Raw genomic sequence first — 23161 nt, forward strand, 5'->3', positions numbered from 1 at the left:
CTTTATCGAAGAAGCCTTTTTTATTGTAATGGTTGAAAGTGAGGATTTTTAGTAGACTTGCATTTTTTATCACCGAAAACACTTCAGTATTTTGATCATTGAATTAGAATATTGGATCTTGCCCTATCAGCAGGTTTTACTCCCCAGGTTTCTGATGGTTTAGCCCCCATACTGATTTCCAACCTACCTCCTTCCATCAGGTCAGCATGGTGAAAGTAATTTTTGGTATAAAGCTGATCATTCCAGTGCATTTCCTGGATATAAATATTCTGTGGACCGTTATCCCTCACAGCTATTTCAAAGATTTTCCCATTGCTTAACTGGATTTTGGCATTTTGTACCAAGGGACTCCCGAAGACATAGGTACCGTTCACCGGATTGACGGGATAGAAACCAAGTGCGGACAAAACATACCAAGCTGACATCTGTCCGACATCCTCGTTGCCACTCAGTCCATCAATTTGGTCTGAATAGAGTTCAGCCATAATCTGACGGGTTTTCTCAGCGGTCTTGTAAGGTTGCCCCACAAACCCGTATAGATAAGTGATATGATGGCTAGGTTCGTTACCATGGGCATATTGCCCGATAAGACCAGTAATGTCACCGGAAGCCTCATCCCCCATATCTCCCTCCACCACAAATAGGCTGTCGAGTTTACTGATGAAGACTTCTTCCCCACCCAAAATCTCTTTCAAGCCTTCCACATCATGGGGAACCAGCCATGTGTATTGCCATGCATTTCCTTCGCAGAAATCATCCTTCATATGTCTGGATACAAAGGGGCTAAAGGGCGTTCTCCATTCCTTTTCACTTACCCGACCCCGCATGAAGCCTGTCTCTTGGTCGAAATAATTTTGATAATACTTCGATCTTGCCAAGTAATATTGGTAATCATCTTCCTTGCCTAGATCTTTTGCCATCTGGGCAATGCTCCAGTCAGCCAAAGCATATTCCAAGCCTTTGGCAACAGTTTCTCTCTCACTGTCTGCCGGAATATAACCTAACTCCTTTACCGCCTTCAGTCCATCCTCATCCCGCATGGCTGTGGTGGTGATGGCTTCATAAAGAAGGCTTTCATCCATTCTTATACCTTTCCTATAGGCATCCACCAGCACGGGGACAGCACTGTAGCCTACCATGGTGTTTGTTTCATTGCCCATTAGATGCCAAACTGGAAGCTTCCCCTGATGCCGATAGATTTGCAGCATGGTCATAGCCATGTCTTCTACCCTATCCGGATGGATAATGGTATAGAGTGGATGGATAGCCCTATAGGTATCCCAAAGCGAAAAAGTAGTGTAATTTGTAAAGCTTTCATCCTGATAAACCTTGCCATCAGCCCCTCTGTATTCACCATTGACATCGTTGAAAATTGAGGGGGCGATCATGGTATGGTAGAAGGCAGTGTAAAAAGTACGTTTCTGGTGGTCTTCGATAAAGCTTGCCTCAATCTTTGCAAGCTCCTTTTCCCACTTCTGATCGGCTTCTGCCACCACCTGTTCGAAGTCCCAATGATCAAGTTCCGTTTCGATATTCAGCAAGGCATTTTCATAACTCACAGGCGATATGCCTACCTTCAAAAGCACCTGCTCTCCAGCTTCCGTTTCAAAATGTGCTACGGCCTTTACTTTCTTGCCTTTTCTGGTGCGATTTTGTTCCTTTTCTCCATTTTCGTATGTATCCAAACTCTTGAATGGCTTAGAAAATTTGGCAGCAAAGTAGATTTTCTGATCCTTTGCCCAGCCTAATGAATAACGATACCCAACCAATGTCTCCCCATCCAAGACTTCCAGGTAAGTCTCGGTAGACATGCCACCTCCGATACCTTCTTCCAAGTCGAATATCAGTTTAGCTCTCTGGGAAGCAGGAAAAGTATAACGATGAAAACCTACCCTTTCGGTGGCGGTCATTTCCGCTTGGATATCGTATCGGTCAAGGGCTACTCTGTAATAACCTGCTTTTGCTTCCTCCCTATCATGGGAAAAATAAGAAAAATAACCTGTCTCGGGTTTTTCGGCTTCTCCTTTTTGGATTTTCACCTCACCCACGGCTGGCATGACTAATATATCACCCAAATCCCCAATACCTGTTCCACTCAAATGGGTATGGGAAAAACCTATGATGGTGGAATCGGAATAGTGGTAACCCGAGCACCAATCCCAACCCTCTGTGATATTGACCGGTCCCAACTGTACTGCCCCAAAAGGCACATTGGCACCAACAAATACATGCCCATGAAAACCGGAACCAATCAATGGGTTCACATATGCTGTAAGGGAAAGCCTATCTTCTATGGCAACTGGATTATCCTGACAGGAAACCAACCATGCTACGCTTCCAATGGCCAGCATGGCAGCAACCGATTTATTGCTTAAGATTCTCATTTGATTTCAAATATTTGGCTCATACGGATATCATTGGAGGAAGCGCCTACCATAAGATCAAATTCCCCTGGTTCAACCACCCACTCCATGTCCATATTCAATAACTGCATTTCCTCTTTCCCCAATTCAAAAGTGAAAGTTTTTTGATCACCAGCCGGAATATAGGCTCTTTCAAAACGCACCAATTGCTTAATTGGCGTCACTGTAGAACTTATCAAATCCCGCAAATAAAGCTGCACAACCTCATCTCCACCCATTTCCCCTCTGTTTTGTACTTGGAAGGTTACGGATACCGTAGGATTTTCAACATCACCCCCAACTGCTACCTGAAGGTCTTCATAAACAAATTCCGTATAACTCAACCCATGGCCAAAGGCATACAAGGGCTCAGCACCGCTCTCCACATAATCATGCTTCTTGGGTACCTTGTAATTGTAATATACCGGCAATTGGCCTACAGAGACCGGTACCGAAATCGGCAACCTTCCGGCAGGATTGTAATCACCAAACAACACATCGGCAATTGCATTTCCACCTTCTTGCCCTGGATACCACGCATCTAGCATGGCAGGGATGTTTTCAGCAGCCCAATTGAGCAACAAAGGCCTACCCTTTATAAGGACCAAAACCACCGGCGTACCTGTTTCCTGTACTGCCTGCAGCAGTTTCAGCTGATGCCCCATCAGATCCAAAGTCATCCGGTCATAACCTTCCCCACTTTCCATATCGCTGATGATTCCTCCATTGGATTGGCTCACACGAGCTGCCCCGGTATCCTCATGCTCAATAGTGAAATCACGTGCACTGCTCCCACCAAGCACCATTACGACCACTTCCGCCCGCTTTGCAGCAGCTACAGCCAAATCAATATCCAACTGGGTAGTATCGCGGACGGCCACCCCCTTTACATATTCAACATTTTCTTTGCCGATTTTATTTTGAATACCTTCCAAAACTGTCACCACGTTGCTTTCTGGTTGGGGAGCAGTATAATCCCCCAACTGATTGTAGATATTGTCTGCATTGGGACCTATCACCGCCACCTTGCGGAGGGATTTAGACAATGGCAATAGGTTTCCTTCATTTTTCAACAAGGTAATCGACTCCTTGGCTACCTGCCGTGCAAGTTGTATATGCTCTAACTTCCTTACTTCCTGCTTAGCCCTGGATGGGTCAACAAATGGATTTTCAAACAATCCCATATCGAACTTCAAGCGCAGTACATTGGCAACTGCCTCATCCAACATACTTTCCTCCACCATTCCTTTTTGCACTGCTGCGACAAGGTTTTTGTCAAAACCATTGCCTCCCAAGTCCGCATCAACTCCGGCACGCAGCGCCAAACTGGCTGCCTCTTCTCCGGTAGCAGCCACATGATGGCTTCCCCTCAGACCGCTGATGCTTCCCAAGTCAGACACCACAAACCCATTAAACCCCCATTGCTTTCTCAGCATCTCCCGAAACAAATATGGATTGGCAGTGCTGGGAACACCATCAATGGAGTTGTAGGATGTCATCACTGACAATGCCCCCACCCCAACTGCTGCTTTGAATGGGGGGAAGTAACTTTGATTCAATTCTCTCTGGCCAACACTCATCCCTGATCCGTTGTGCCCACCTTCAGGCACACCATAGGCCGCAAAATGCTTAAGTGTGGAAACTATATTTTCACCGGACTGGAGACTTTCCCCTTGAAAGCCCTTCACCATAGCCATGCCCATTTGACTGTTCAGATAAGGATCCTCTCCATAGGTTTCCTCGACCCTAGACCATCGAGGTTCACGCGCCAAATCAAGTACTGGTCCATAACCAATATGCCCTCCCTGCAACCTGGTTTCTTTGGCAATGGTTTTTGCCATCTCCTCGATCAACAATGGGTTCCAGGTACTTGACTGACCAATGGAAGTAGGAAAGACTGTTGTCCCTATAGCCATATGTCCATGTGGGGCTTCTTCTGCCAAGATCAACGGGATACCCAAACGACTTTGCCTGACAGCAAAATCCTGTATGGCATTGGTGGCCTTAGCAGCCAGTTCAGGATCCAAACCTGATACAAGTGTTTTTTGTGTCCATGGGTCGGCACGCAAGGTCGCCCATAAGGAACCGATATACCTTTCCTGTACAGCCTGCTCCAAAGCTTTGCTATGACTGACTTTCCCACCCTCTTTCTCATACATATCCCACCCCAACAAAGTGGAAAGCTGCCCCACTTTCTCCTCTAAGCTCATTCTTTTGAGTAAATCTTGGATCCGGGTTTCGGTATCCAATGAAGCATCCTGATAAGGAAGCCTGTCCTGGCCAAACACTCCTAAGACCAGACCAAATGAAAGCAGAAAAAAGATAACTTTTTGATACATAATACATTATTTAATAACCAATTGCAAACGCCATATGAAGTATGGACTTCACTCTATTTATTGAGACTGTTGAAGGACGCATCCAAACCAACCAACCCTAAATCTATCTAAAACTGTTGATTTTTCATGTAAAAAATTACTTAAACATCAATTGGCAGGCTAGACTTGAGGTTATTTCCATTCACCTTGCTGATCGGAGCAATTGTTTTCGAGAGCAAAAGCCACCCCCAGAAAAAGTATATGGACACCATTGCAATTTCTAGTGGGCATGCTTTTATCATTTCCCCAAAAGAAAAAAACCGACCCCAATATAAGAGTCGGTTTTGTCATCAAATTAATTGTTTATCAACTTAAAACCCTAACCCAACTGCCATTGCTGTAGCTTTGATATTAAAGTCTGCAACTTTTGTTGCTGCCCCTGAGGTAAGATTGATCGAATAAACGCCAGTTGACGATCCTACTTCCAATAAAGCATATGCCATATTGGAGTTGCCTCCTATATCAAAACCGTTGTCAGCTGTAAAATCCACTCCCAAACTGCCTATTCCAACCAAACCACCATCATTAGGAGGATCTTGTCTGTAAAGCATATTAGTTTCGCTATCCAAGACAAACAGAACTGTTGTTGTCGCATTTGCAATGCTATTGGTATAGGCTGCTCCATTCACCATTGGTGAACCTGGATTCAAGTTGCCATCTACTGCCACTACAGTTCCCAAATCAGGGTGCAATCTTAGATTTTGACCCAAGTTACTTACCAACCTGATCCTGTCAACAGTTGGATTGAAATCAAACCCAAAACTAGTTCCTAGCAATAGGGGAGTCAATGGAGCTCCTACCAATGCCAATTGCCCATTGGCTGTATTGACTGTCATGATCCTACTTGCACTGGTGATTGCGTACAATTGACCATTTGCCGGCCTAAAATCCAAACCCACTACAGTCTCTCCTGTCAACAGTCCATTAAAGGCCACAGGGTTCATACTGGGATTGGTCGGATCAAACCTATAAAGCATATTATCTTCTGATGCTGCATAGGCTACAGGATTGGTTTTGAAAGCCAAACCAATGACAGGCAAGCCGAAAGTCCCAACCCATTCCGCTTTTCCACTAGAAAGGTTGATGGTGTAGAGCTTTGATTCTTCCTCATGTCTTGTCACAGCCAAGGCTACGGAATTGTCCGCTATGATATCAAAATTACCCATACCCATAAAATCAATTCCCAAATCACCAATTTCTTCCAAGCCACCATCATTCGGAGGGTTTTGCAGGTATAATTTGTTCTGGGAAAAATCGATATCAAACAATTGGGTAGAGCTTGCACCAGCCATACTATTGGTGTAGGCCACAGCACCGATCATCGGATTCATACCTCCATTGATGTCACCATCTGTAGCTACTACTGTACCCAATTCTGGATGTAATCTCAGGTTTTGTCCCGAAGCAGTCACCAGCCTGATCCTATCTACTGTTGGGTTAAAATCGATGGATGCATTATCACCCATGATGGCAGGCGAAAAAGAAGATTCTCCCAAAACGGTGGCATCCCCTGTATTTTCATTGATCACATACAACCTACTGGAAGAACCCAGCGCATACAATTGTCCTGTAGCGGGTCTGTAATCTATACTTATAATGTTGTCTCCGCTTTCCAATCCATTTACACTCATTACATCCATTGGGGAATTCAATTCCCTAGCATCGTACTTTACAATTCTATTGTCCGAAGTCAAAGCCATAAACTCCACCTCAGGAGCCATCCCCGGCACATTCATATCTGGCATTTTTTCATCATCGTTACAGCTAAAAATCACTGCACTCATTGTCAAAATCGAGAGAACCCTTAGTCCCCTGGTAAAATTAATTTTTCGCATAATAGTTTTTGTTTGTTGGTCTATGAAAAGGAATTACGAAGCCACTAATAAGATTGGATTGTGTTGATGGGAAAAAAAACACTAAAGACGAGGGATTTTCCCCCAAAGTGAGACATTAAGATCCATGCCTCTTGCTAATAAAAAATCTGGAAGGTCTTATCGTAGCGACATTGAATTGTCTATGCTAAAAAAGTGAAAACAATAAACATATCCTGTTTTGCTTATTTTATACAGCTCAATAACCATATTTAAAAAGTAACTTTGTGAACTTAATGAACAGCTTAAACTGTTTGGTATTATTGAAATCCTCATGGACCTTGAATCCATGAAAATTGAAAACAAATGAATACAAGAAAAAGAGTGGTAGTCGGTCTTTCCGGCGGTGTGGATAGTTCTGTGGCGGCATATCTATTGAAAGAACAAGGGTATGAAGTCATCGGAATGTTTATGAAAAACTGGCATGACGAATCCGTCACCATTTCCAATGAATGCCCATGGATGGAGGACAGTACTGATGCCATGCTGGTGGCAGAAAAGCTTGGGATTCCCTTCCAAGCGATAGACCTCAGTGAAGAATATCGGGAGAGAATCGTTGATTATATGTTTGCCGAATACAAAGCCGGTAGGACGCCAAACCCAGACATCCTTTGCAACAGGGAAATCAAATTTGACATCTTTTTGAAAGCAGCACAAAAACTCAAAGCGGATTTTGTCGCTACAGGGCATTATTGCCAAAAAGGGGAAATAGAAGTAGATGGGAAACCAATCTATCAGTTGCTTGCCGGTGCCGATCCAAACAAAGACCAGAGTTATTTCCTTTGCCAACTCAATCAGGAGCAATTGGCAAAAGCTCTTTTCCCGATCGGTCATCTTCAAAAGCCTGATGTAAGGAAAATCGCCAAAGAACAAGATCTGATTACCGCAGACAAAAAAGATAGCCAAGGTTTGTGTTTTATAGGAAAAGTTAGACTCCCTGATTTTCTCCAGCAACAACTCAAGCCCAAAAAAGGTGATATCCTGGTAGTACCGGAAAAGTTATCAATCTATGATAAAAAGAAAATTCCGGCTGGAATTCCAGTAGAAGATTTAGATTTGGAAACATTGAATGGCATTTGTCTTCCAGAGAATTACACTGCTGAGCAAGGAACAAAGCTTGGAGAGCATCATGGAGCACATTATTTTACCGTAGGACAAAGGAAAGGACTTCAAGTTGGCGGGACTGGCAAGCCGCTTTTTGTCATTGCTACAGATACCAAGGAAAATGTAATCTATACAGGACTGGGTGAAACACATCCTGGCTTGCTCCGAAATGGCTTGTTTGTAGAATCGAAGGAAATCCATTGGATTCGGGAAGACTTACAGCTGAAAGTAGGAGAATCTGCGAAATACATGGCTAGGATCCGATACAGGCAACCATTGAGTCCTGCGACATTGCTGATGAAGGAAAATGGACTGTATGTGATATTTGATGTTCCACAAAAAGGTGTCGCTTCAGGTCAATTTGTTGCTTGGTATCAAGGTGAGGAAAGTATAGGTTCTGGCACAATATCTTAAATAATGCTGTTGGAAATCCTTTTTGAAGACGATGATTACATCGCCATCAATAAGCCATCGGGCTTGTTGGTCCACAAGACAAAACTGGCAAAAGACGAAATCCCTGTGTTTGCCATGCAGCTGCTCAGGGATCAAATCGGACAGTGGGTCTATCCATTGCATAGAATCGATAGACCTACTTCCGGAGTCTTGTTGTTTTCCAAGTCACCAGAGGCTGCAGCTTTGTTGCAACCCCTTTTCCCCACTTCGGAAATCGAAAAACACTATTTGACTGTGGTGAGAGGAATTCCAACGGAGAAAAATTGGATCATCGAGCATCCATTAAAAAAAGACCTCGATGGGGAATTGCAAGACTGCAAAACAGAATTCTGGAAGTTGGCAGAAACAGAGATCCCCTACTCTTCCACCCCACGCTATCCAACTAGCCGCTACTCACTATTGCAAGCCTATCCCCATACAGGAAGAATGCATCAGATCAGAAGACATCTGGCGCATGCCCGGCACTATATCATCGGCGACAGCACACATGGCGAGACTAGACAAAACAGGTTTTTCAGGGAAAAACTCGACTCTCACAAGCTCCTACTCCACGCTTGGAAACTCAGTTTCAAACATCCAATCAGTCAAGAGTCAATCGAAATAAAAGCACCGCTTCCAGAGTATTTTGTAGAAATTTTAGGGAAATTAGGGATTGAGTTCAGCTGAAAAAAGACTGGGATAAAAAAGAAGAAGATGAAGCATGGAAGGATTTGTAAAAGGTGATATCGTAGTAATTCCATTTCCCTTCAGCGACCTTTCCAATACAAAATGATGCCCAGCATTAGTTCTAGCAAGTACTACGCAAAATGATTTAATACTTTGCCAAATCAAATGTAAACTACTCTCGGCTTAAGACCAATGAGCTTTGTTTCAATTGAATTCGACTACAAGAGAAAAGTAAAAATATACAAAATAAATTCTTTGTGAACCTTGTGAAACCTTAGTGGTCTTGGGTGGTGAAAAAACTAAATCACAAAGAACACTATGAATACACAAAGGACACAAAAATATTAAGCTAAAGTCCTCACCTAAAGGGAGTGGGTTAACCCCTGAGTGAGACATTAAACCATGTTTAACAAAGCCTAATTCTCGCTAAGTCCCCTCTCAATCGTGCTTAAATAAATTTTATCCATGGGCTCTTGATAGGGATCATGCATTTTTAGGTTGTTTTGATATAGCTCTTTAGAGGCTTTTAGATTTTGTAGACAACTCCCCTTTTGTTGAAGTGCTTTGTAAGCCATTGCTATATAAAACCTATTTTCGGCTAAGTCATTAAACTTTTCCTGCTTTTTCAAATATTCTATGGCTTTATTGTATTCCCCCTTCTCCAAATACAAAACTCCCAGATGGATATAATCAAAAATCCCAACTTCATAACTATCGTCCTTAAATCTCTCGAAAATCACTTCTATGGCTTCCTCAGACCGTCCAGTAGCTTTGTAACATAGTGCTAAGACAATATCTAGATGATATTGTCCATTCGGTGTATATCCCATTTCGTTGTTAGTCACTTTTTTCAATAGCAACAAGTCCTCTATAGCTCCTTTGTAATCCCTGAAAAATTGAAACCTACACCCTGCACGATAGGGCAAGTAGGACAAAGTATCATATTCTACCGCTTTGTCCATCAATTTTTTCCAATTAATAAAATCTCCAGCTTTGAGATAAGATACCGATTTTGCCCGGTAGGGAACCGCCCAAGTAGGATCCATTTCGATCACCCTGTCATAAACTTCATGGTATTCTTTGCTAAATTGATAATATGCCCCTGCTTTTTCAGCTTCTATACATGCCTCATATCTCTTCATGTCACCGTTATGCTTAAACCAATAGCAGTTTTGCTGACTCATTGCTCCAGAAAACATGCAAATAAAAAGCGAAAATGTAAGAAGTTGTTTCATGGAAGAATCTGTTCAATTGCCCCGTTATTAATTTTGAACACCAAATACTGATAGTAATCTAAAGAATGCTCTTCATTTTCAAAACCTTGCCAACCTTCAAGCGATTTGGTCAATGCCATGAGTTGGCTTGAAATTTTTGTATTGAAGGGTCTTTCTTTATAATCTTCATCAGATTCGATCATTCTAAACCGTCCAGTTTCCCCATTGCAATTGACAATAAACCGAATCCTTATCCAACCGGATTCATTGATATCAACCGGTTTGTAGTTCTCCTTAAAATAATCATCAATTGCCTCTTTCTCACCCACAAAAGTCTCTAGGGAACTAAAACTGAAATATTGAAAAACCGAGCTTTCATAATAACAAAGTTTAAAATCCGGATCATCTATTTCTGGATCAAATTCAATATCCCCAATGTATCTAAGGTATGCCGGTTCTTTTTCCTTTTCAACATTGCAAGAGAAAAGGATGCTGATACAGAAAAGTAGAATTAGGTTTATTTTCATGCTGTATATCAATTCAATACTTTTCATTTTATTTTAAAAAATCAACTCCAATACTTTAGCGAGACATAATTTCACTTCAGCCATTTCTTCTTCGTTTAAGACTCCAATTTTCTTGACAAACCTCTTCTCAGAAATACTTTTTACTTGAAAGCAATCTGCAAAAGAAGTTTTAGATAAGCCATTCTTTTGACTAGGGGAAAGTTTGGCCATCCAGGCTTGTTGCTGTTTCAGACCATCTGTCAGAGGGGCTACCACTTTCAAAGGCAAAATTCCCAACGCATTTGAATTGACAATGATGGCGGGTCTGATCTTTTTGATCTCTTGTCCGGCCTGAGGTTCAAAGTCCACCAACCATACTTGACCGTTTTTCATCATTCTATAATTTCAGTGTCTATGTCTCCCCAATTTTTAGCTTCCTCCCCATAGAAAGCATTGACTTCTGATTGGGCAGCTTGCCTTTCCATTTCTATGTAAATGGTCGTTTTGTTTTTTCTGGCATCTTCCATCTTGGCCTGAAACAGGGATTTCTTTGCAGGCTTGATGATGATTCCATCACCATGATCCTCAATAATCACCTCAGTGAGATCATATTTATCAATCAAGGATTTAGGTAAAATAATCCCACTACTATTTCCAATTTTTCTGATTTTGGTTTCCATGCTTAAAGTTAACAGCATGTAATAACAAGTTATAACAATTTATGTATTTTTTTTCATTTCAACCTTCTTATTATCAGAGAAAACTCTTACCCTTTTTCAAATTTGTCATTTAAAACATGTTAAATAAAACAACATATTTTTGAAGTAAACCTCAAAATCAAGATAATTACCATATGGAAAAATTTACAGTTTGGATTTTTATCTTTCTTATGACAACATTGATTGGCAATGGTCAAGAAATCTTCCCCCATGAAAGGAAGATTAAGATGGAATCAAATTATTCTGAATTCCAAATCACAGCCCGCAATCAAGCGGATGACGTTTCACTTTCAGGTAATTTGGTTGTTCCTTCCGAGAATTTTTCAAAAGTTGTATTTATAGTGCCGGGCTCAGGACCGGAAACAAGACACAATCAACCTTATTTGACAGAAGCTTTTTTAGAAAAAAACATAGCTGTTTTCAGATACGATGAACGTGGGAATGGAAGCTCAACAGGTACTTATAATGATTACAGCTATACCCTATCTATGCTTGGGAGAGATGTGCATTCATTATTTGAAGAACTGAAAACCATCCCCGTGCTTGAAGGAAAGGTTTTTGGAATGTTGGGACATAGCTATGGAGGAATGGGAGTATTGGAGGCTATGGAAATGGGTATTGAGCCAGATTTCCTTGTCTTTTTGGCAAGTCCAGTACAAAAACATGGAGCCTTTTTTATCCACCAAATAGAAAACGACAATCCTATTCTTATAGATAAATTCAAATACAACACCTTGGAAGAGAAGGTTAAAGTAATGGAGATCATCAATGATGAAATCGGTAAAAACAGCCATCTTCCAAATCAGGAAATAAGAAAAATTGCTTATAAAAAAGCTAAGGAGATCGGCTATACCAAAAAGCGGTATAAGAAATTCTCATACTTTTCCACTCCCTACAACCTCGAGATGATCAAGAGGAACTTTGAACCATTTTTTGAAAATTTAGCTATTCCAACACTTTATGCAATAGGAGAAAAAGATCAGTTAATCAGTACCAAAAAGGAAATCCAAACACTTGAAACCATGCAAAACCCAAACATAGAGACCAAGATATTTGAAGGGATTGGACACTTTTTCAAAGAAGACCCTATAAAAATCATGGAGGCATACGATATAAACGAAGAACCAAAAAAATTCATCACAAACTGGGTAAATGGTTTGGTACTTTGATCGTTAAAAAAGCAAATCATAACCTGATACTTTTCTCAACTTTTTATCCAAAGTCCAAAGTTTGAGTTCATTTTTTCTCGCTGCTTCCAAGATCACCGCATCTATCAATCCCACACCATCATTGATGTACTTATATTTTTGTGACATCAATCCCGATTCAATAATTAAATAGGGTTCATCCAAAGTAGAAACTAGTGAAGCATAAGCCAAAATCGCATCAATTTCTCTCTTTCCTTTTGCCCCTTGCAGCAATTCAGCAAAAATCAGTTCAAGCCCATAGACTCTGTCATTTTCCAAAAGTTCTTGACAGGTGTCAAAGAATTTCGGATTACCTTTCAAAAATTCAATCCAGACTGAAGTATCAAATACAACTCCTTTCATTTTCGGTTTAATTCACGTAATTCCTGGGAAGAATATTTGAATTCCAAAGGTTCATTCAAAACCATAGTCCCAAGCTCTTTTAGTTTTTGAGATCTAATGTAAGTTTTCAAAGCTATTTTCAAAGTATCTGTGACAGTACCTGACTTAGAAAGCTCCATAGCTTCAGCTATCAAATCATCAGGGATTATTGCTGTAACTTTCATAATATTAATTTTTTACAAAAATACGATATATCATCGTATAAAGAAACAAAGAGACAGATTAATGAAGGTGAAATCCTGACCGAAGAAAATGCAAATTCAGAAATCGATTCATGGTTAAACGGGTAATTTGATCAAAAAAAGCCCAAGCCGAGAGGCTTGAAATATTGGAAAAACAGAAAAAAGTCTATCCAATATAGCAAAAAACTAGACTCTCTATTTTGGGATGCTATCAAACTGATTCAATTACATCCAGAAGTAGGCAAGTCTACCGATGAAGGAAATGTACGATTCAAAATAGTTCGCGATTACTTGATTTTTTATGAAGTTAAATTTGAGAAAATATTGATTTTATCCTTTTGGGACAGTAGAAGGGATCCTACAAAATTTAGTGAATAGTACTTTTCATAAAACTAAACTTTCATTCCCAGCTTAATTCACGCAATTCCTTAGAGTTATCATATTTCAAAAACTTCTTAAGAACGGATGAAACTAAACACTTCAAATCTCATCTGATCTTCTTGATTCTCTGAATTTTCCGGGTTGTTTGTGGAGACATACAATCCTTTCTGCCCAACAAAAGCATTCATGGGAAGATATTTCCCCCCTTCAAAATAAGTCTCTCCCAAAATATTTAATTCTCCATCAAAAATCATCACAACGAACGGTCCCGGATTACTCCTCAATGCCCTTACCTCTTCCTCTGATTCCACTTTCAAATCTGGATAAGCAAATCGGTAAAAAACAGCTCTGAAAGGATCATAAATCAAGTTGTCGTATCGAGACGAAGCAAAACTGTACTTTTGTGATTCAAGGGGAACTCCTTCTGTCGGCAACAATGGTAATCTTTCATTTAGAAATTGACTTCTTCCATTTACAGCTTTCAAAGGGGAATCAAAATCCTCCGCACAATACAAATTATGATCTCCGAAAAAGGAGTAAACGATCTTATTTTTGCCTTGAGATCTACTATTTTCAAATCTTCTAAGCCCATCTTCCAAATATCCCTTTGGGTAGTGATGGGGCAATAAAACAACTTCCATTGACTCCATATCAAACATAAAACCTAAACTTGAAGAAGACAAAAGATCATCTGTCATTTCAAGATAATTATTCACTACAGCTGGCCTTGTCTTAAAAAAGACATCCTTGCCTCGGATGACTGGGGGTGTCACAAAACTTATATTGTGGACAAATGCATTTGTATGGTTTTTTGGAGCTTCGTACTTAAACCTTTGCTTGATATTTCCTGTGGTATCTACCAAGCTAAAATCTCCCCCACGTTGTGAAAATAGAAAAATACTGTCCATGGTATGTACATGAAACCCCATCAATTCACCAACACCCTGATCTCCTTCTTTGTCAAACATCATGGTTTTGATCATATCTTCTTTCTCCAAATCATAAATTTGAAGAGAGTTTGTTGCCCAGTTAATGTTAAACAACAATTCTTGTTCCCCCTCTGAAAAATATTGCAAACCCATACTAAAATTAGGGGTGGTTTCACCAATCTTTACAGCAGCATACCCAATAGATTTTAACTGATAATCCTGATTCCTCGCCGAATTCCCAGAATCACAAGCCCAAAAAACAAAAAACAGAATAATTACAAGAGAGTCAAATGTTTTCATTAGGAACTGTTAGTTTAAAAACAAACCTAACGATTTAATTTACAGAAAACAAACCATCTTAATGCTACCCTGTTCCAGGATTAAGCAAAAGGGAACAAATATTCTATGTGCCAACTCTTCAACAAGAATCACCGGAAGGAAAACCAATAAGTCCTCCCTCCGGGATTTGAAGCTAGGTTTAATTGTTTTATTTTATTTATATCTTGGCTTTCTCATATACCCCCTGAACCTCTGCATCTCCCTCAACTATCTTCATGACCAAGACTACCGGCTTAGTATGGTCAGTTCCTTTGGGCAGACCCAAAAAGTACTCATCCCTATGGATCTCTTCTAGATCTATCGTCCCTCCATTCGTGCCTATCAAATCTATACCTTGGATCTTAATCCCTTTGGGAACCTTCACTCTGAGCTTTCCAGATGCCGGATAATTGAACACTACCAAATTTACATTTCCAGTTTTCCTATTTCTTGTGTAGTATCCCCAGTCTTGTTTTTCCCAATCCAGATAGCCGCAGTCATACACTGCCTCTGCATTTGACTCCATCCATTCTCCTACTTCCTTCGCGATAAGACTTTCTTCGGGACGGATATTCCCTTGTCCATCAGGACCAAAGTTGATGACAAAATTCCCATCCAAAGACGCTGCCTTGACCATCATCTCGATGAGTTCTACGCTACTTTTCACATGTCCCTTCCAATCAGAGTGATAGCCCCATTGGTTTTCCGGAACAGTCATGACACAATCCCAGTCGTTCCCATTGACATCTTCGATCCTGTTTGGCATCTTACGTTCCCAGCCCTGCTCGTAATCCCCCATCAAATCCCCATTGGTATCAAAGTGTCTTTTGCCGTTCTCATCTGCCCTAAACCTGCTTCCTATGATCAGTCCTGGTATTACGCTTCTCATTTCCTCCTCAAGCTCATCAGCAAATGCAGCCTGCTGAATCCATGCCTGATCCCATGTTCCATCAAACCACAATCCTTTTGTACTCGGGTAGAAGGCGAGCAGCTCCAATAGTTGGTTTCTTGTAAATTCTTTAAACCCCTCATATGCTTCCTCGTCTTCTTTTGTCTCCAGCTTACTTCTATAGCCCGGATGATTCCAGTCCATAACCGAAAAATAGAGATATACATCAATCCCTTCTGCATCATAAGCTTCGACCATTGGCCCTATGATATCTTTATTGTAGGGGGATTTGGCTACAGAATAATCTGTATATTGGCTTGGCCATAAGCAAAATCCATCATGGTGCTTGGTCGTGATGATCATGTATTTAGCGCCCATATCCTTGGCCTGTTTTGCCCAAGCTTTGGGATCATAGGCTTTGGGATCAAACACCTTGTAAAGTTCATCATATGCATTTTTGGGCATTTCGTTCCAAGACCTGATCCACTCGGCAGCACCAGAATAGTATTTCCCATCCCAATGCCCTCCCGGAATGGCATATAGCCCCCAATGGATAAACTGTCCCAATCCATAGTTCCGCCAGACTCCCATCATAGGATCGGTTCTTTTTCCCAATCTTTTCGAACCATGCTCCAGGGTTACAGAACTTCTATGCCTGTTTGCCTGCTGACCATAGGCTAGTACTCCCGAAAAAAGCAGTGCTAGAAAGGCACATGTGAAGGTGATTTTATATTTTCTATTATTCATGAATTTTTATTAAAGTATTTATTGTTCACTGACAACAATAGATGAAGTCATGTCATTGAAACTGGAAAGAAACCAAATATTACCTGCACCTGCATCAAATGCCTGGCCTGTAAAATCATCCCCTGCATACAACGTTGCCTTTAATCCCAATGGGACTTTGATCGAACTGATGTCATTATCGGTAACACCAAGTGCGACTAGATCAGCTGTTGTATAACTTCCAGGTGACAATTCCACACCCCATCCGTTATAGTTTGAATGTTGATAGACCATCACCCCCGAGTCTGTTTCAAAATTTCCATTGTTGAATTTAAAGGAGTATGAATGTGTATTTATTGTCCCGTTTTCCATCAAGAGCCTAACCCTCATTTCGTATGGCCAATCCCCGTGATCCTCAATCTCCCCAAATTCAAAACTCGTACTGAACTGGTTTCCGCCTGGATTGCCTACATACCAAGCCACGGAATTGTAGTCACGGTTTGCCCCGACCCCCTCATTGTCAACATTGGGATCCAGCCAGACCAATACATCACTTAAGGTTTTGTTGCTTGTAAACTCAGCAGTAAGTGTCAGGGTATTTGACGATCCATCGTAACTAACGGACGGGGTTACTGTGGTCGTTGCTCCACCGTAGATGTCGGGTATTGATTCAGACTCAAATATCTGATTCCTATTGAGTATTGCACATTCAGCTTTGGAAATAAAGGTAGGAGACCTTCCGAAAGTCGTATTGCCTGCACCCATCAGGGAAGTTCCAAACTCCTGTCTTTCAGATCGGGTACCTTTATTGTGTGGCAGTCCAAGCCCATGGCCTAGTTCATGTATCATCCCACCGATCAGATTTGAAGTCGTTGTCGGTATTTCTGATACTTTTATATTAGGGTTGTCTACCGCAAAGCAATTGCGTCCAAGCCCGTAAAAAGGCTGACTTCCCCCATCTGTCCGCTGAGGCAGCAGGATCAGCATATGCTGACTGCTGAACCTATCTGGATGCGCATTTTTATATGCAGCTATCTCCCCCAAAATAGCAGAACCACTTCCATAGTCGTACGTAGCCTGGTCATGCTCCCCTTGAATTGTAATGATATCTACCCTGTTTTGGTTGTCCAATGTATCCCAAGCCAACCCAAAACTCTTATAGCCAAACCCATTCCTATCCATTTCATCACCCACAAACTCCTGAAAATAAACAAGCATATCATGTAACCTCTCTCTATATCCAGGAACTTCAGGGTTGTCATTGGGCACAAAATAGACCACATTGAGATTATGTTCATTTACAATAAATCCCGGTTCCGGGTCTGGTTCTTGAATAATCTGTGGGTTATCATCAATGGGTGCACATGCCATTCCTAAGAAGAGGCCCACATAAATCCAGTTTTTTAAATTCTTCATAATTAAATAGTTTTTGTTTAACATGTATATCTGCTTTCAAAGCAGTAACCACTTAAAATAATATTCACACTTTATTTACAGCTGTAGTTGATGGTTGTCGATTATCCGCAACTTTCTACCAGATCAATTTATTTGTCTGCATTTTTCTGGACAATCGCTTAGTTTTCACAAGAAATTGTTTATCAATCAAGTATGGATCAATTCGATTCCCAACCTGGATTTTGAACAAGGTTAGGGTTCAGCACCAAATCTTCGATTGGAATCGGGAATAGGTACTGTCTATCTTCCCATTGCCTACCTTCTGGCAATACCTGATGATATGGTCTTAGATAACCCTCTTCGCTTAGAAACACATCCCTATCTACTACAACCGTTGGGTATCTTTCCTGCTCAAACTTGAAGCCTTCCACAGGTATCTCCAAAAACTTACCAGCCTTCCACCTGACAAGGTCATCCCATCTGGTATTCTCAAATGCCAACTCTACCCTTCTCTCCCTGCGGATTTCTCTCAACACAGGAGCTGGAACATACCCAATATACTGGGCATACTTCTGTTCCAATGAGGGATCATCCGGGATATTGCCGATTGATAGCGGCGGCATGTCTACACGGGCACGTATCTTGTTGATTGTATTATCCAGTACCCCTTGATCCATCTGTCCCAATTCATATTTGGCTTCTGCATAATTCAGCAAAAGCTCTGCATACCTGAACATAGGGGTGGCCTGCTGCCCCCTGGTCACCAAATCCCAATCTGACACACTGTCTATAAACCACTTGGCAATCCTATATCCTGTGGGGCATTTATTTCCACTCAAACCGGGGATATTGGGCAAAGGGGAATTATTGCTACCCTGTACATGGGATGCCAACGCATACTCTCCATAGTCACACACAGTCTGTCTCAACCGCAAATCCCTATTCGTCAGCTCATCTGAAAGTGTCTCTTTACCCTGATACAAGGGACTCTGGGAAATCGGCAAGCCATCGGCACAGAGATATTCTTCTACCAAATCGCGGGTGGCGCCATGCTGATGCCTTTGATTCTGTGCATAATACCTGCTAAAGGCAGAACCCAAATTCAGATCGGCAGAGTACTCTTTGTACAAGATCACCTCAGGGTTGTTTCTATATTGGAATTGTGCAAAAAGACTGTTGTAATCCTTATCGGGATCACCGGTGCTATAAATACTGTAGCCGTTTTCCATCAACTGTTCTGCAGCATCTACACAAGCCTGAAGGTATTTGGCTCCATCAAGTCCCAAATCACTATGGTATTTCCTGAAAGTACCTTCATAAAGCCCAACCCGAGCTTTGAGAAAACGAGCGGCATCTTTATGGAGTCTGCCTGGTTTCTCAACCCCTTTTTGGGGAAGGTAGGCGATGGCTTTGTCCAAGACCAACAGAATAGAGTCCATCACGATCTCCCGGGAGTCCCTTGGAGCATAGAGGCCCTCGGAATTGGTTTCAAAAGCTTCTGTAATCCATGGAACATCCCCAAACGTCTTCACCTTATCGAAGTACTCCATCGCCTTAAAAAAATAGACCTCTCCGGCATATACGTTTCTGACATCATCAGGAACATTGCCCCGTTGGTAGTTTTCCAGAAAAAAATTGATCCTTCTGAGATTCCCCCAAGACCAACCACCTGATCCACTAGACCCTGTGATATGTCCATTATATTGGTTGGCAGCTACCCTAGAATAACTATTGGGAACGGCATTGTCGGTAATAATGTCTCCATAAGCTATCGAGGAGATGTTATACCCAAATGGCTGTACTGACCCATCTGCCCATCCATACCCAAAACCATTGATGTATATTGGATAGAGGGAATTATTGTACAACTCTAAATCCTGGGCAGTTCGCCAGAAATTTTCGTCATTGATTTGGTCCAGGGGAAACCTGTCCATAAAATCATCATTGCAACCTTGTATTGCCGACACCAAAAGGCAGACAAAAGCTATTCTGTATAGATATTTGATTGATCTCATTTTTTCTCAATTTTGGATTAAAACGTAACTTGAAGTCCCAAAGCCAAAGACCGTATCATAGGGTAGTTGGCACTCATGACCTCTGGGTCAAATAAAGTCGGCACTTTGGTGAACTCCCAAAGATTATGTGCGGCTCCATACACCCTCAACCTCTCTAGCTTGAATGATTGGCACAATTCTCTTGGGAGGTTATATCCAACTGACAGATTCTTCAGACGTACATAGGCCGCATTGTGCAAGAATCTCGTTTGGGTGAGTCTATTTGCCCCCTTGTTTTTGTAAGCTGGAAAAAAGGCATCTGGCCTATCAGGTGTCCATGTATTGTTATATACCTCATAGGTGCCAGTTCCCCCAGCCATTCCACCCCAATACATATTGTCTCCAATGTAAAAATCCCTCTTCCCTACACCCTGAAAGAAAATATTCAAATCAAAGTTTTTAAAGGAGGCATTCATATTCAGCCCAAACTGAAACCTAGGAGTGCTGTTTCCTATGATACTTCTATCTCCGGAATCTTCAAGGGTATTGGCACCTGGGGTGATCTCTCCGTCCCCATTCAAATCCTTGTATTGTACATCCCCTGGGAACCAAAGTGGACTGAGCAGGTTTTGTGTCGGTGCATTGTCTATCTGCTCTTGGGTTTGAAAAATACCTAAAGTCTCATAGCCCCATATTTCACCCATCATCATCCCGGGATATAATGCACTCAGGATATTGTTGGGGTTTCCGTCAAACTTGGTTACCGTAGTAGTATAGTCGGATAAGTTAAAAGCCACATCGTAGCTCAATCCATTTTTAAGCTCATCCCTCCATTTGGCCGTCAACTCAAAGCCCTTGGTTTCCAGGGATCCTGAATTTCTGGTTGGTACGCCTGTACCAAGCACTGCTGGGAGTTTTTCTCCAGCAGTAAGTATATCCGAGGTTGTTCTTTTATACCAGCTGAAAGTAAAATCCAGTTTGTCCATCAATGTAAGGTCAAAGCCAATGTCCAACGTCTCTGCAGTCTCCCAGGTCAACATGGCATCCACTAGCCCTGGAGGATTGATCCCCAAAGGTCTTGCCCCACCAAACAAATGCTGCACTTCCTGCGTCGTGCCATAGGTAGCAATGTAGGGGTAATTCGAAACATTCTGGTTACCGAGAGAACCATATGATCCACGGATCTTAAACTCGTTGATATATGGTCGGATTCCTGCAGCAAAATCCTCTTCCGTCACCCTCCATCCACCGGATACAGAAGGGTAAAATTTATACCTAGTTCCTCTTGAGAAACGCGACGTAGCATCATAGCGTCCATTAGACTCCAAAAGATATTTGCTGCCATAATTGTAGCTCACCCTATAGAATCCTCCCCTCAATGCCCATTCGGACTCACTGTCATAGGCATAAAGGTTACCCAATGTCTGCTGGATTACGGGAATAAAAGGAGTCAATATCCCTTCTCCCCTTCCTCCCAGATATTCAAAGGAATACCATTCTTGATTGAACCCGCCCATCAAATAAAATTCATGCTGATTGAGATCAAAGGAGTAATCGGAAAATATATTCACCGCAAATTGATCTGAGTGCTGATTCCATCGCTGTACATAGGAAGGATTGGTATGCACGTTGGTAGTCTGGTCCCATCGGTTTTCCACACGTCGGAGTTCGGGTACGACCTGTTTTCTCCTAAAATTCATGGATTTATAAGAAAAATTACCCTGTAACACCCAATTTTTGGCAAGATTGAATTTCGGTGCCAAGGCAAACAAGCTTGTTTCCCTGTTTTCCCTATTGTTCGAACCATAATCCATAAATGAAAGAATATTGTCTGTGTACATATTTGGGGCGGGATCATCAGGCGATGTCCTGATAGGCATATTGATATTTCTACCAGGTTCTTGAGCCATAGCCCTCCACAAACCGCCTTTCCCTGCTGGGTTGACCGGCTCGTTGAAGGTAGTATTGTTATAAGAGATTCTGGATTCCAATGAAAACCAATCATTCACTTGGGAATTTACATTCGCCATTAGATTGTACCTATCATGTGTATCCGTATTGATCTTAAAGAGTCCTTCTTGGCTTTGATATCCCATAGACAGGTAATAATTGTTCTTGCCAGACCCTCCCCTCATGTTGATATTGTGCTTCATCATGGGGGATGAATTTCTTACCGCCTCATCATATACCCTTGTATTGCCAATCCACTGAATGTTGCCGTTTTCCATAAAATACGGTGGGACATTTTCTGGATCTGCCATATGGGCTGCAATTCTATCCCTTCTTTCCAACATATCGGAAGAAGGAGTTCTGTTTTCCAGTTCCAGCGCTTTTATAGAAGCTTCTTGTATAGTCAGTGCATCCAAGAGATCCGGACGCGTAGAGGGAGAATTCCATTGATAGGAAGTGGTATAATTGATCCGTACAGGTTGGTCTTTTTTGCCCCTTTTGGTAGTGACCAACATCACTCCAAAAGCTGCCCTACTACCATAAACAGCTGCAGAGGCAGCATCTTTGAGCACAGAGACACTTTCAATATCCTCAGGATTCAGTTGGTTGATGTCCATTTCGATACCATCCACCAGGATAAGTGGACTGCCTGATTGGAAATTGTTTCCAGAAAACGAGGTTCCTCCCCTTACATTGAAGCTCGGGACGGTATTTGGACTGCCATTGGCGATACCTACATTGAGGTTGGGAATAGCACCTTGTAGCGCTTGCCCAATATTGGCTACCGGACGGTTTTCAAGCATCTCCGAAGAGATTTGGCTGACAGCCCCAGTGAGATGGATTTTCTTTTGCGTCCCATAACCAACGACAACGACTTCTTCCATTGACCTGGCATCCTCTTTTAGCATTATATCAACGCGACTACGGTTGCCCACCTGAACCTCTTGGCGTTCGTATCCTATATAGCTAAACACCAATACCGCATTGCCATCAGGCACCTTGATCTCAAAACTTCCATCCAGTTCCGTGACAGTTCCAATGGTAGTACCTTTGATTTGTACATTCACACCAGGAATACCATCCGCCTCCAACTCTGAAGTCACTCTCCCCTTCACCGTGACGTCTGAAGAAGAGGTTTGTCGTAGGGTCTGTATTTCGGCATTTTTCACATTGATGACTTTGTTTATTTGCAAAAACCTCAACCCTGTCATCGATGACAATGTATATAGCACCTCTGTAAGAGAGCTATTCGCCTTGTCCAAAGTCACAGTCTGGCTTACATTCACCAGTTGCTGATCGTAGAAGAATGTGAAACCAGTCTTGGACTCTATCGACTTGAATACCTTGTTCAGTTTGGTGTTTTGCTCATTGAGACTGAGAAAAACCTTGTCCATGTCAGGTTCTTTTTGCGAATCAAAGGCCTCAGAAGTCATAGGACAACATATTGCCCAGATAAGCAGTGTCAGCACCCAAAAACATTTGGTCCATGAGTGTG

At 41.8% G+C, this 23161-nt stretch carries 18 protein-coding genes; 4 read left to right on the forward strand and 14 right to left on the reverse strand.

The annotated features are described in order from the left end of the window. Positions 1-95 precede the first annotated feature (95 nt). From ACFSKL_RS17420 to ACFSKL_RS17430, 3 genes are all read right to left on the reverse strand, one after another. Positions 96-2384 (reverse strand): GH92 family glycosyl hydrolase, encoded by a 2289-nt coding sequence (locus tag ACFSKL_RS17420; RefSeq protein WP_376887735.1) that lies wholly within the window; start codon positions 2382-2384, stop codon positions 96-98. Further along, the gene (locus tag ACFSKL_RS17425; RefSeq protein ID WP_376887737.1) at positions 2381-4741 is read right to left on the reverse strand and encodes a glycoside hydrolase family 3 N-terminal domain-containing protein; all 2361 of its coding nucleotides are present in this window, start codon (positions 4739-4741) and stop codon (positions 2381-2383) included. The genes ACFSKL_RS17420 and ACFSKL_RS17425 overlap by 4 nt, the downstream gene beginning before the upstream one ends. 350 nt (positions 4742-5091) lie before the next feature. Beyond that, positions 5092-6615 (reverse strand): DUF4394 domain-containing protein, encoded by a 1524-nt coding sequence (locus tag ACFSKL_RS17430; protein ID WP_376887739.1) that lies wholly within the window; start codon positions 6613-6615, stop codon positions 5092-5094. 342 nt (positions 6616-6957) lie between these two features. On the opposite strand from ACFSKL_RS17430, the gene mnmA reads away from it, so the two are divergent. Further along, positions 6958-8169 (forward strand): tRNA 2-thiouridine(34) synthase MnmA, encoded by a 1212-nt coding sequence (gene mnmA / locus ACFSKL_RS17435; protein WP_376887742.1) that lies wholly within the window; start codon positions 6958-6960, stop codon positions 8167-8169. Positions 8170-8172: 3 nt separating this feature from the next. Continuing rightward, positions 8173-8874, forward strand: a complete 702-nt coding sequence (locus ACFSKL_RS17440) for a pseudouridine synthase (RefSeq protein ID WP_376887745.1) — start codon at positions 8173-8175, stop codon at positions 8872-8874. Between the two features lie 416 nt (positions 8875-9290). Here ACFSKL_RS17440 and ACFSKL_RS17445 read toward each other — a convergent pair whose 3' ends face one another. Genes ACFSKL_RS17445 through ACFSKL_RS17460 form a run of 4 tightly spaced genes read right to left on the reverse strand, consistent with a single transcriptional unit; the run spans position 9291 to position 11292 of the window. Next, the gene (locus ACFSKL_RS17445; RefSeq protein WP_376887747.1) at positions 9291-10109 is read right to left on the reverse strand and encodes a tetratricopeptide repeat protein; all 819 of its coding nucleotides are present in this window, start codon (positions 10107-10109) and stop codon (positions 9291-9293) included. Beyond that, the gene (locus ACFSKL_RS17450; protein WP_376887748.1) at positions 10106-10642 is read right to left on the reverse strand and encodes a hypothetical protein; all 537 of its coding nucleotides are present in this window, start codon (positions 10640-10642) and stop codon (positions 10106-10108) included. Before ACFSKL_RS17450 ends, ACFSKL_RS17445 begins: the two co-directional genes overlap by 4 nt. 6 nt (positions 10643-10648) lie before the next feature. Next, the gene (locus tag ACFSKL_RS17455) at positions 10649-10990 is read right to left on the reverse strand and encodes a type II toxin-antitoxin system PemK/MazF family toxin (RefSeq protein WP_376887751.1); all 342 of its coding nucleotides are present in this window, start codon (positions 10988-10990) and stop codon (positions 10649-10651) included. After that, complete coding sequence (locus ACFSKL_RS17460) at positions 10987-11292, reverse strand: AbrB/MazE/SpoVT family DNA-binding domain-containing protein (protein WP_376887753.1); 306 nt, start codon at positions 11290-11292, stop codon at positions 10987-10989. The genes ACFSKL_RS17455 and ACFSKL_RS17460 overlap by 4 nt, the downstream gene beginning before the upstream one ends. Positions 11293-11447: 155 nt before the next feature. Here ACFSKL_RS17460 and ACFSKL_RS17465 point away from each other — a divergent pair, with 155 nt between their 5' ends. Beyond that, entirely contained in the window at positions 11448-12482 is a 1035-nt protein-coding gene (locus tag ACFSKL_RS17465) for an alpha/beta hydrolase (RefSeq protein WP_376887755.1), read from the forward strand. 3 nt (positions 12483-12485) lie between these two features. On the opposite strand, the gene ACFSKL_RS17470 is transcribed toward ACFSKL_RS17465, so the two are convergent. Together ACFSKL_RS17470 and ACFSKL_RS17475 are read right to left on the reverse strand one after the other, a co-directional pair. Then, positions 12486-12863 carry a PIN domain-containing protein gene (locus ACFSKL_RS17470; RefSeq protein WP_376887758.1) on the reverse strand — a complete coding sequence of 126 codons (378 nt, stop codon included), beginning with the start codon at positions 12861-12863 and terminating at the stop codon, positions 12486-12488. Then, a complete protein-coding gene (locus ACFSKL_RS17475; protein WP_376887760.1) occupies positions 12860-13066 on the reverse strand; it encodes a type II toxin-antitoxin system VapB family antitoxin in 207 nt (68 codons plus the stop codon). Before ACFSKL_RS17475 ends, ACFSKL_RS17470 begins: the two co-directional genes overlap by 4 nt. A 156-nt stretch (positions 13067-13222) precedes the next feature. Between ACFSKL_RS17475 and ACFSKL_RS17480 the strand changes: the two genes are divergently transcribed. Continuing rightward, entirely contained in the window at positions 13223-13462 is a 240-nt protein-coding gene (locus ACFSKL_RS17480; RefSeq protein WP_376887763.1) for a type II toxin-antitoxin system RelE/ParE family toxin, read from the forward strand. 77 nt (positions 13463-13539) lie between these two features. On the opposite strand, the gene ACFSKL_RS17485 is transcribed toward ACFSKL_RS17480, so the two are convergent. The 5 genes from ACFSKL_RS17485 to ACFSKL_RS17505 all read right to left on the reverse strand — a co-directional run bounded on the left by ACFSKL_RS17485 (position 13540) and on the right by ACFSKL_RS17505 (position 23060). Then, on the reverse strand, positions 13540-14694 hold the full coding sequence (locus ACFSKL_RS17485) for a DUF4221 family protein (RefSeq protein ID WP_376887765.1): 1155 nt from the start codon (positions 14692-14694) through the stop codon (positions 13540-13542). 196 nt (positions 14695-14890) lie between these two features. Further along, positions 14891-16348, reverse strand: coding sequence for an alpha-L-fucosidase (locus ACFSKL_RS17490; RefSeq protein WP_376887768.1), 1458 nt, complete (start codon positions 16346-16348; stop codon positions 14891-14893). An 18-nt stretch (positions 16349-16366) separates the two neighbouring features. Further along, on the reverse strand, positions 16367-17743 hold the full coding sequence (locus tag ACFSKL_RS17495) for a hypothetical protein (protein ID WP_376887769.1): 1377 nt from the start codon (positions 17741-17743) through the stop codon (positions 16367-16369). Between the two features lie 197 nt (positions 17744-17940). Continuing rightward, on the reverse strand, positions 17941-19737 hold the full coding sequence (locus tag ACFSKL_RS17500; protein ID WP_376887771.1) for a RagB/SusD family nutrient uptake outer membrane protein: 1797 nt from the start codon (positions 19735-19737) through the stop codon (positions 17941-17943). Between the two features lie 17 nt (positions 19738-19754). After that, positions 19755-23060 (reverse strand): TonB-dependent receptor, encoded by a 3306-nt coding sequence (locus ACFSKL_RS17505; RefSeq protein ID WP_376887773.1) that lies wholly within the window; start codon positions 23058-23060, stop codon positions 19755-19757. Positions 23061-23161: the final 101 nt, after the last annotated feature.

The organism is Belliella marina (assembly GCF_042682445.1).
Taxonomy (GTDB): Bacteria; Bacteroidota; Bacteroidia; order Cytophagales; family Cyclobacteriaceae; genus Belliella; species Belliella marina.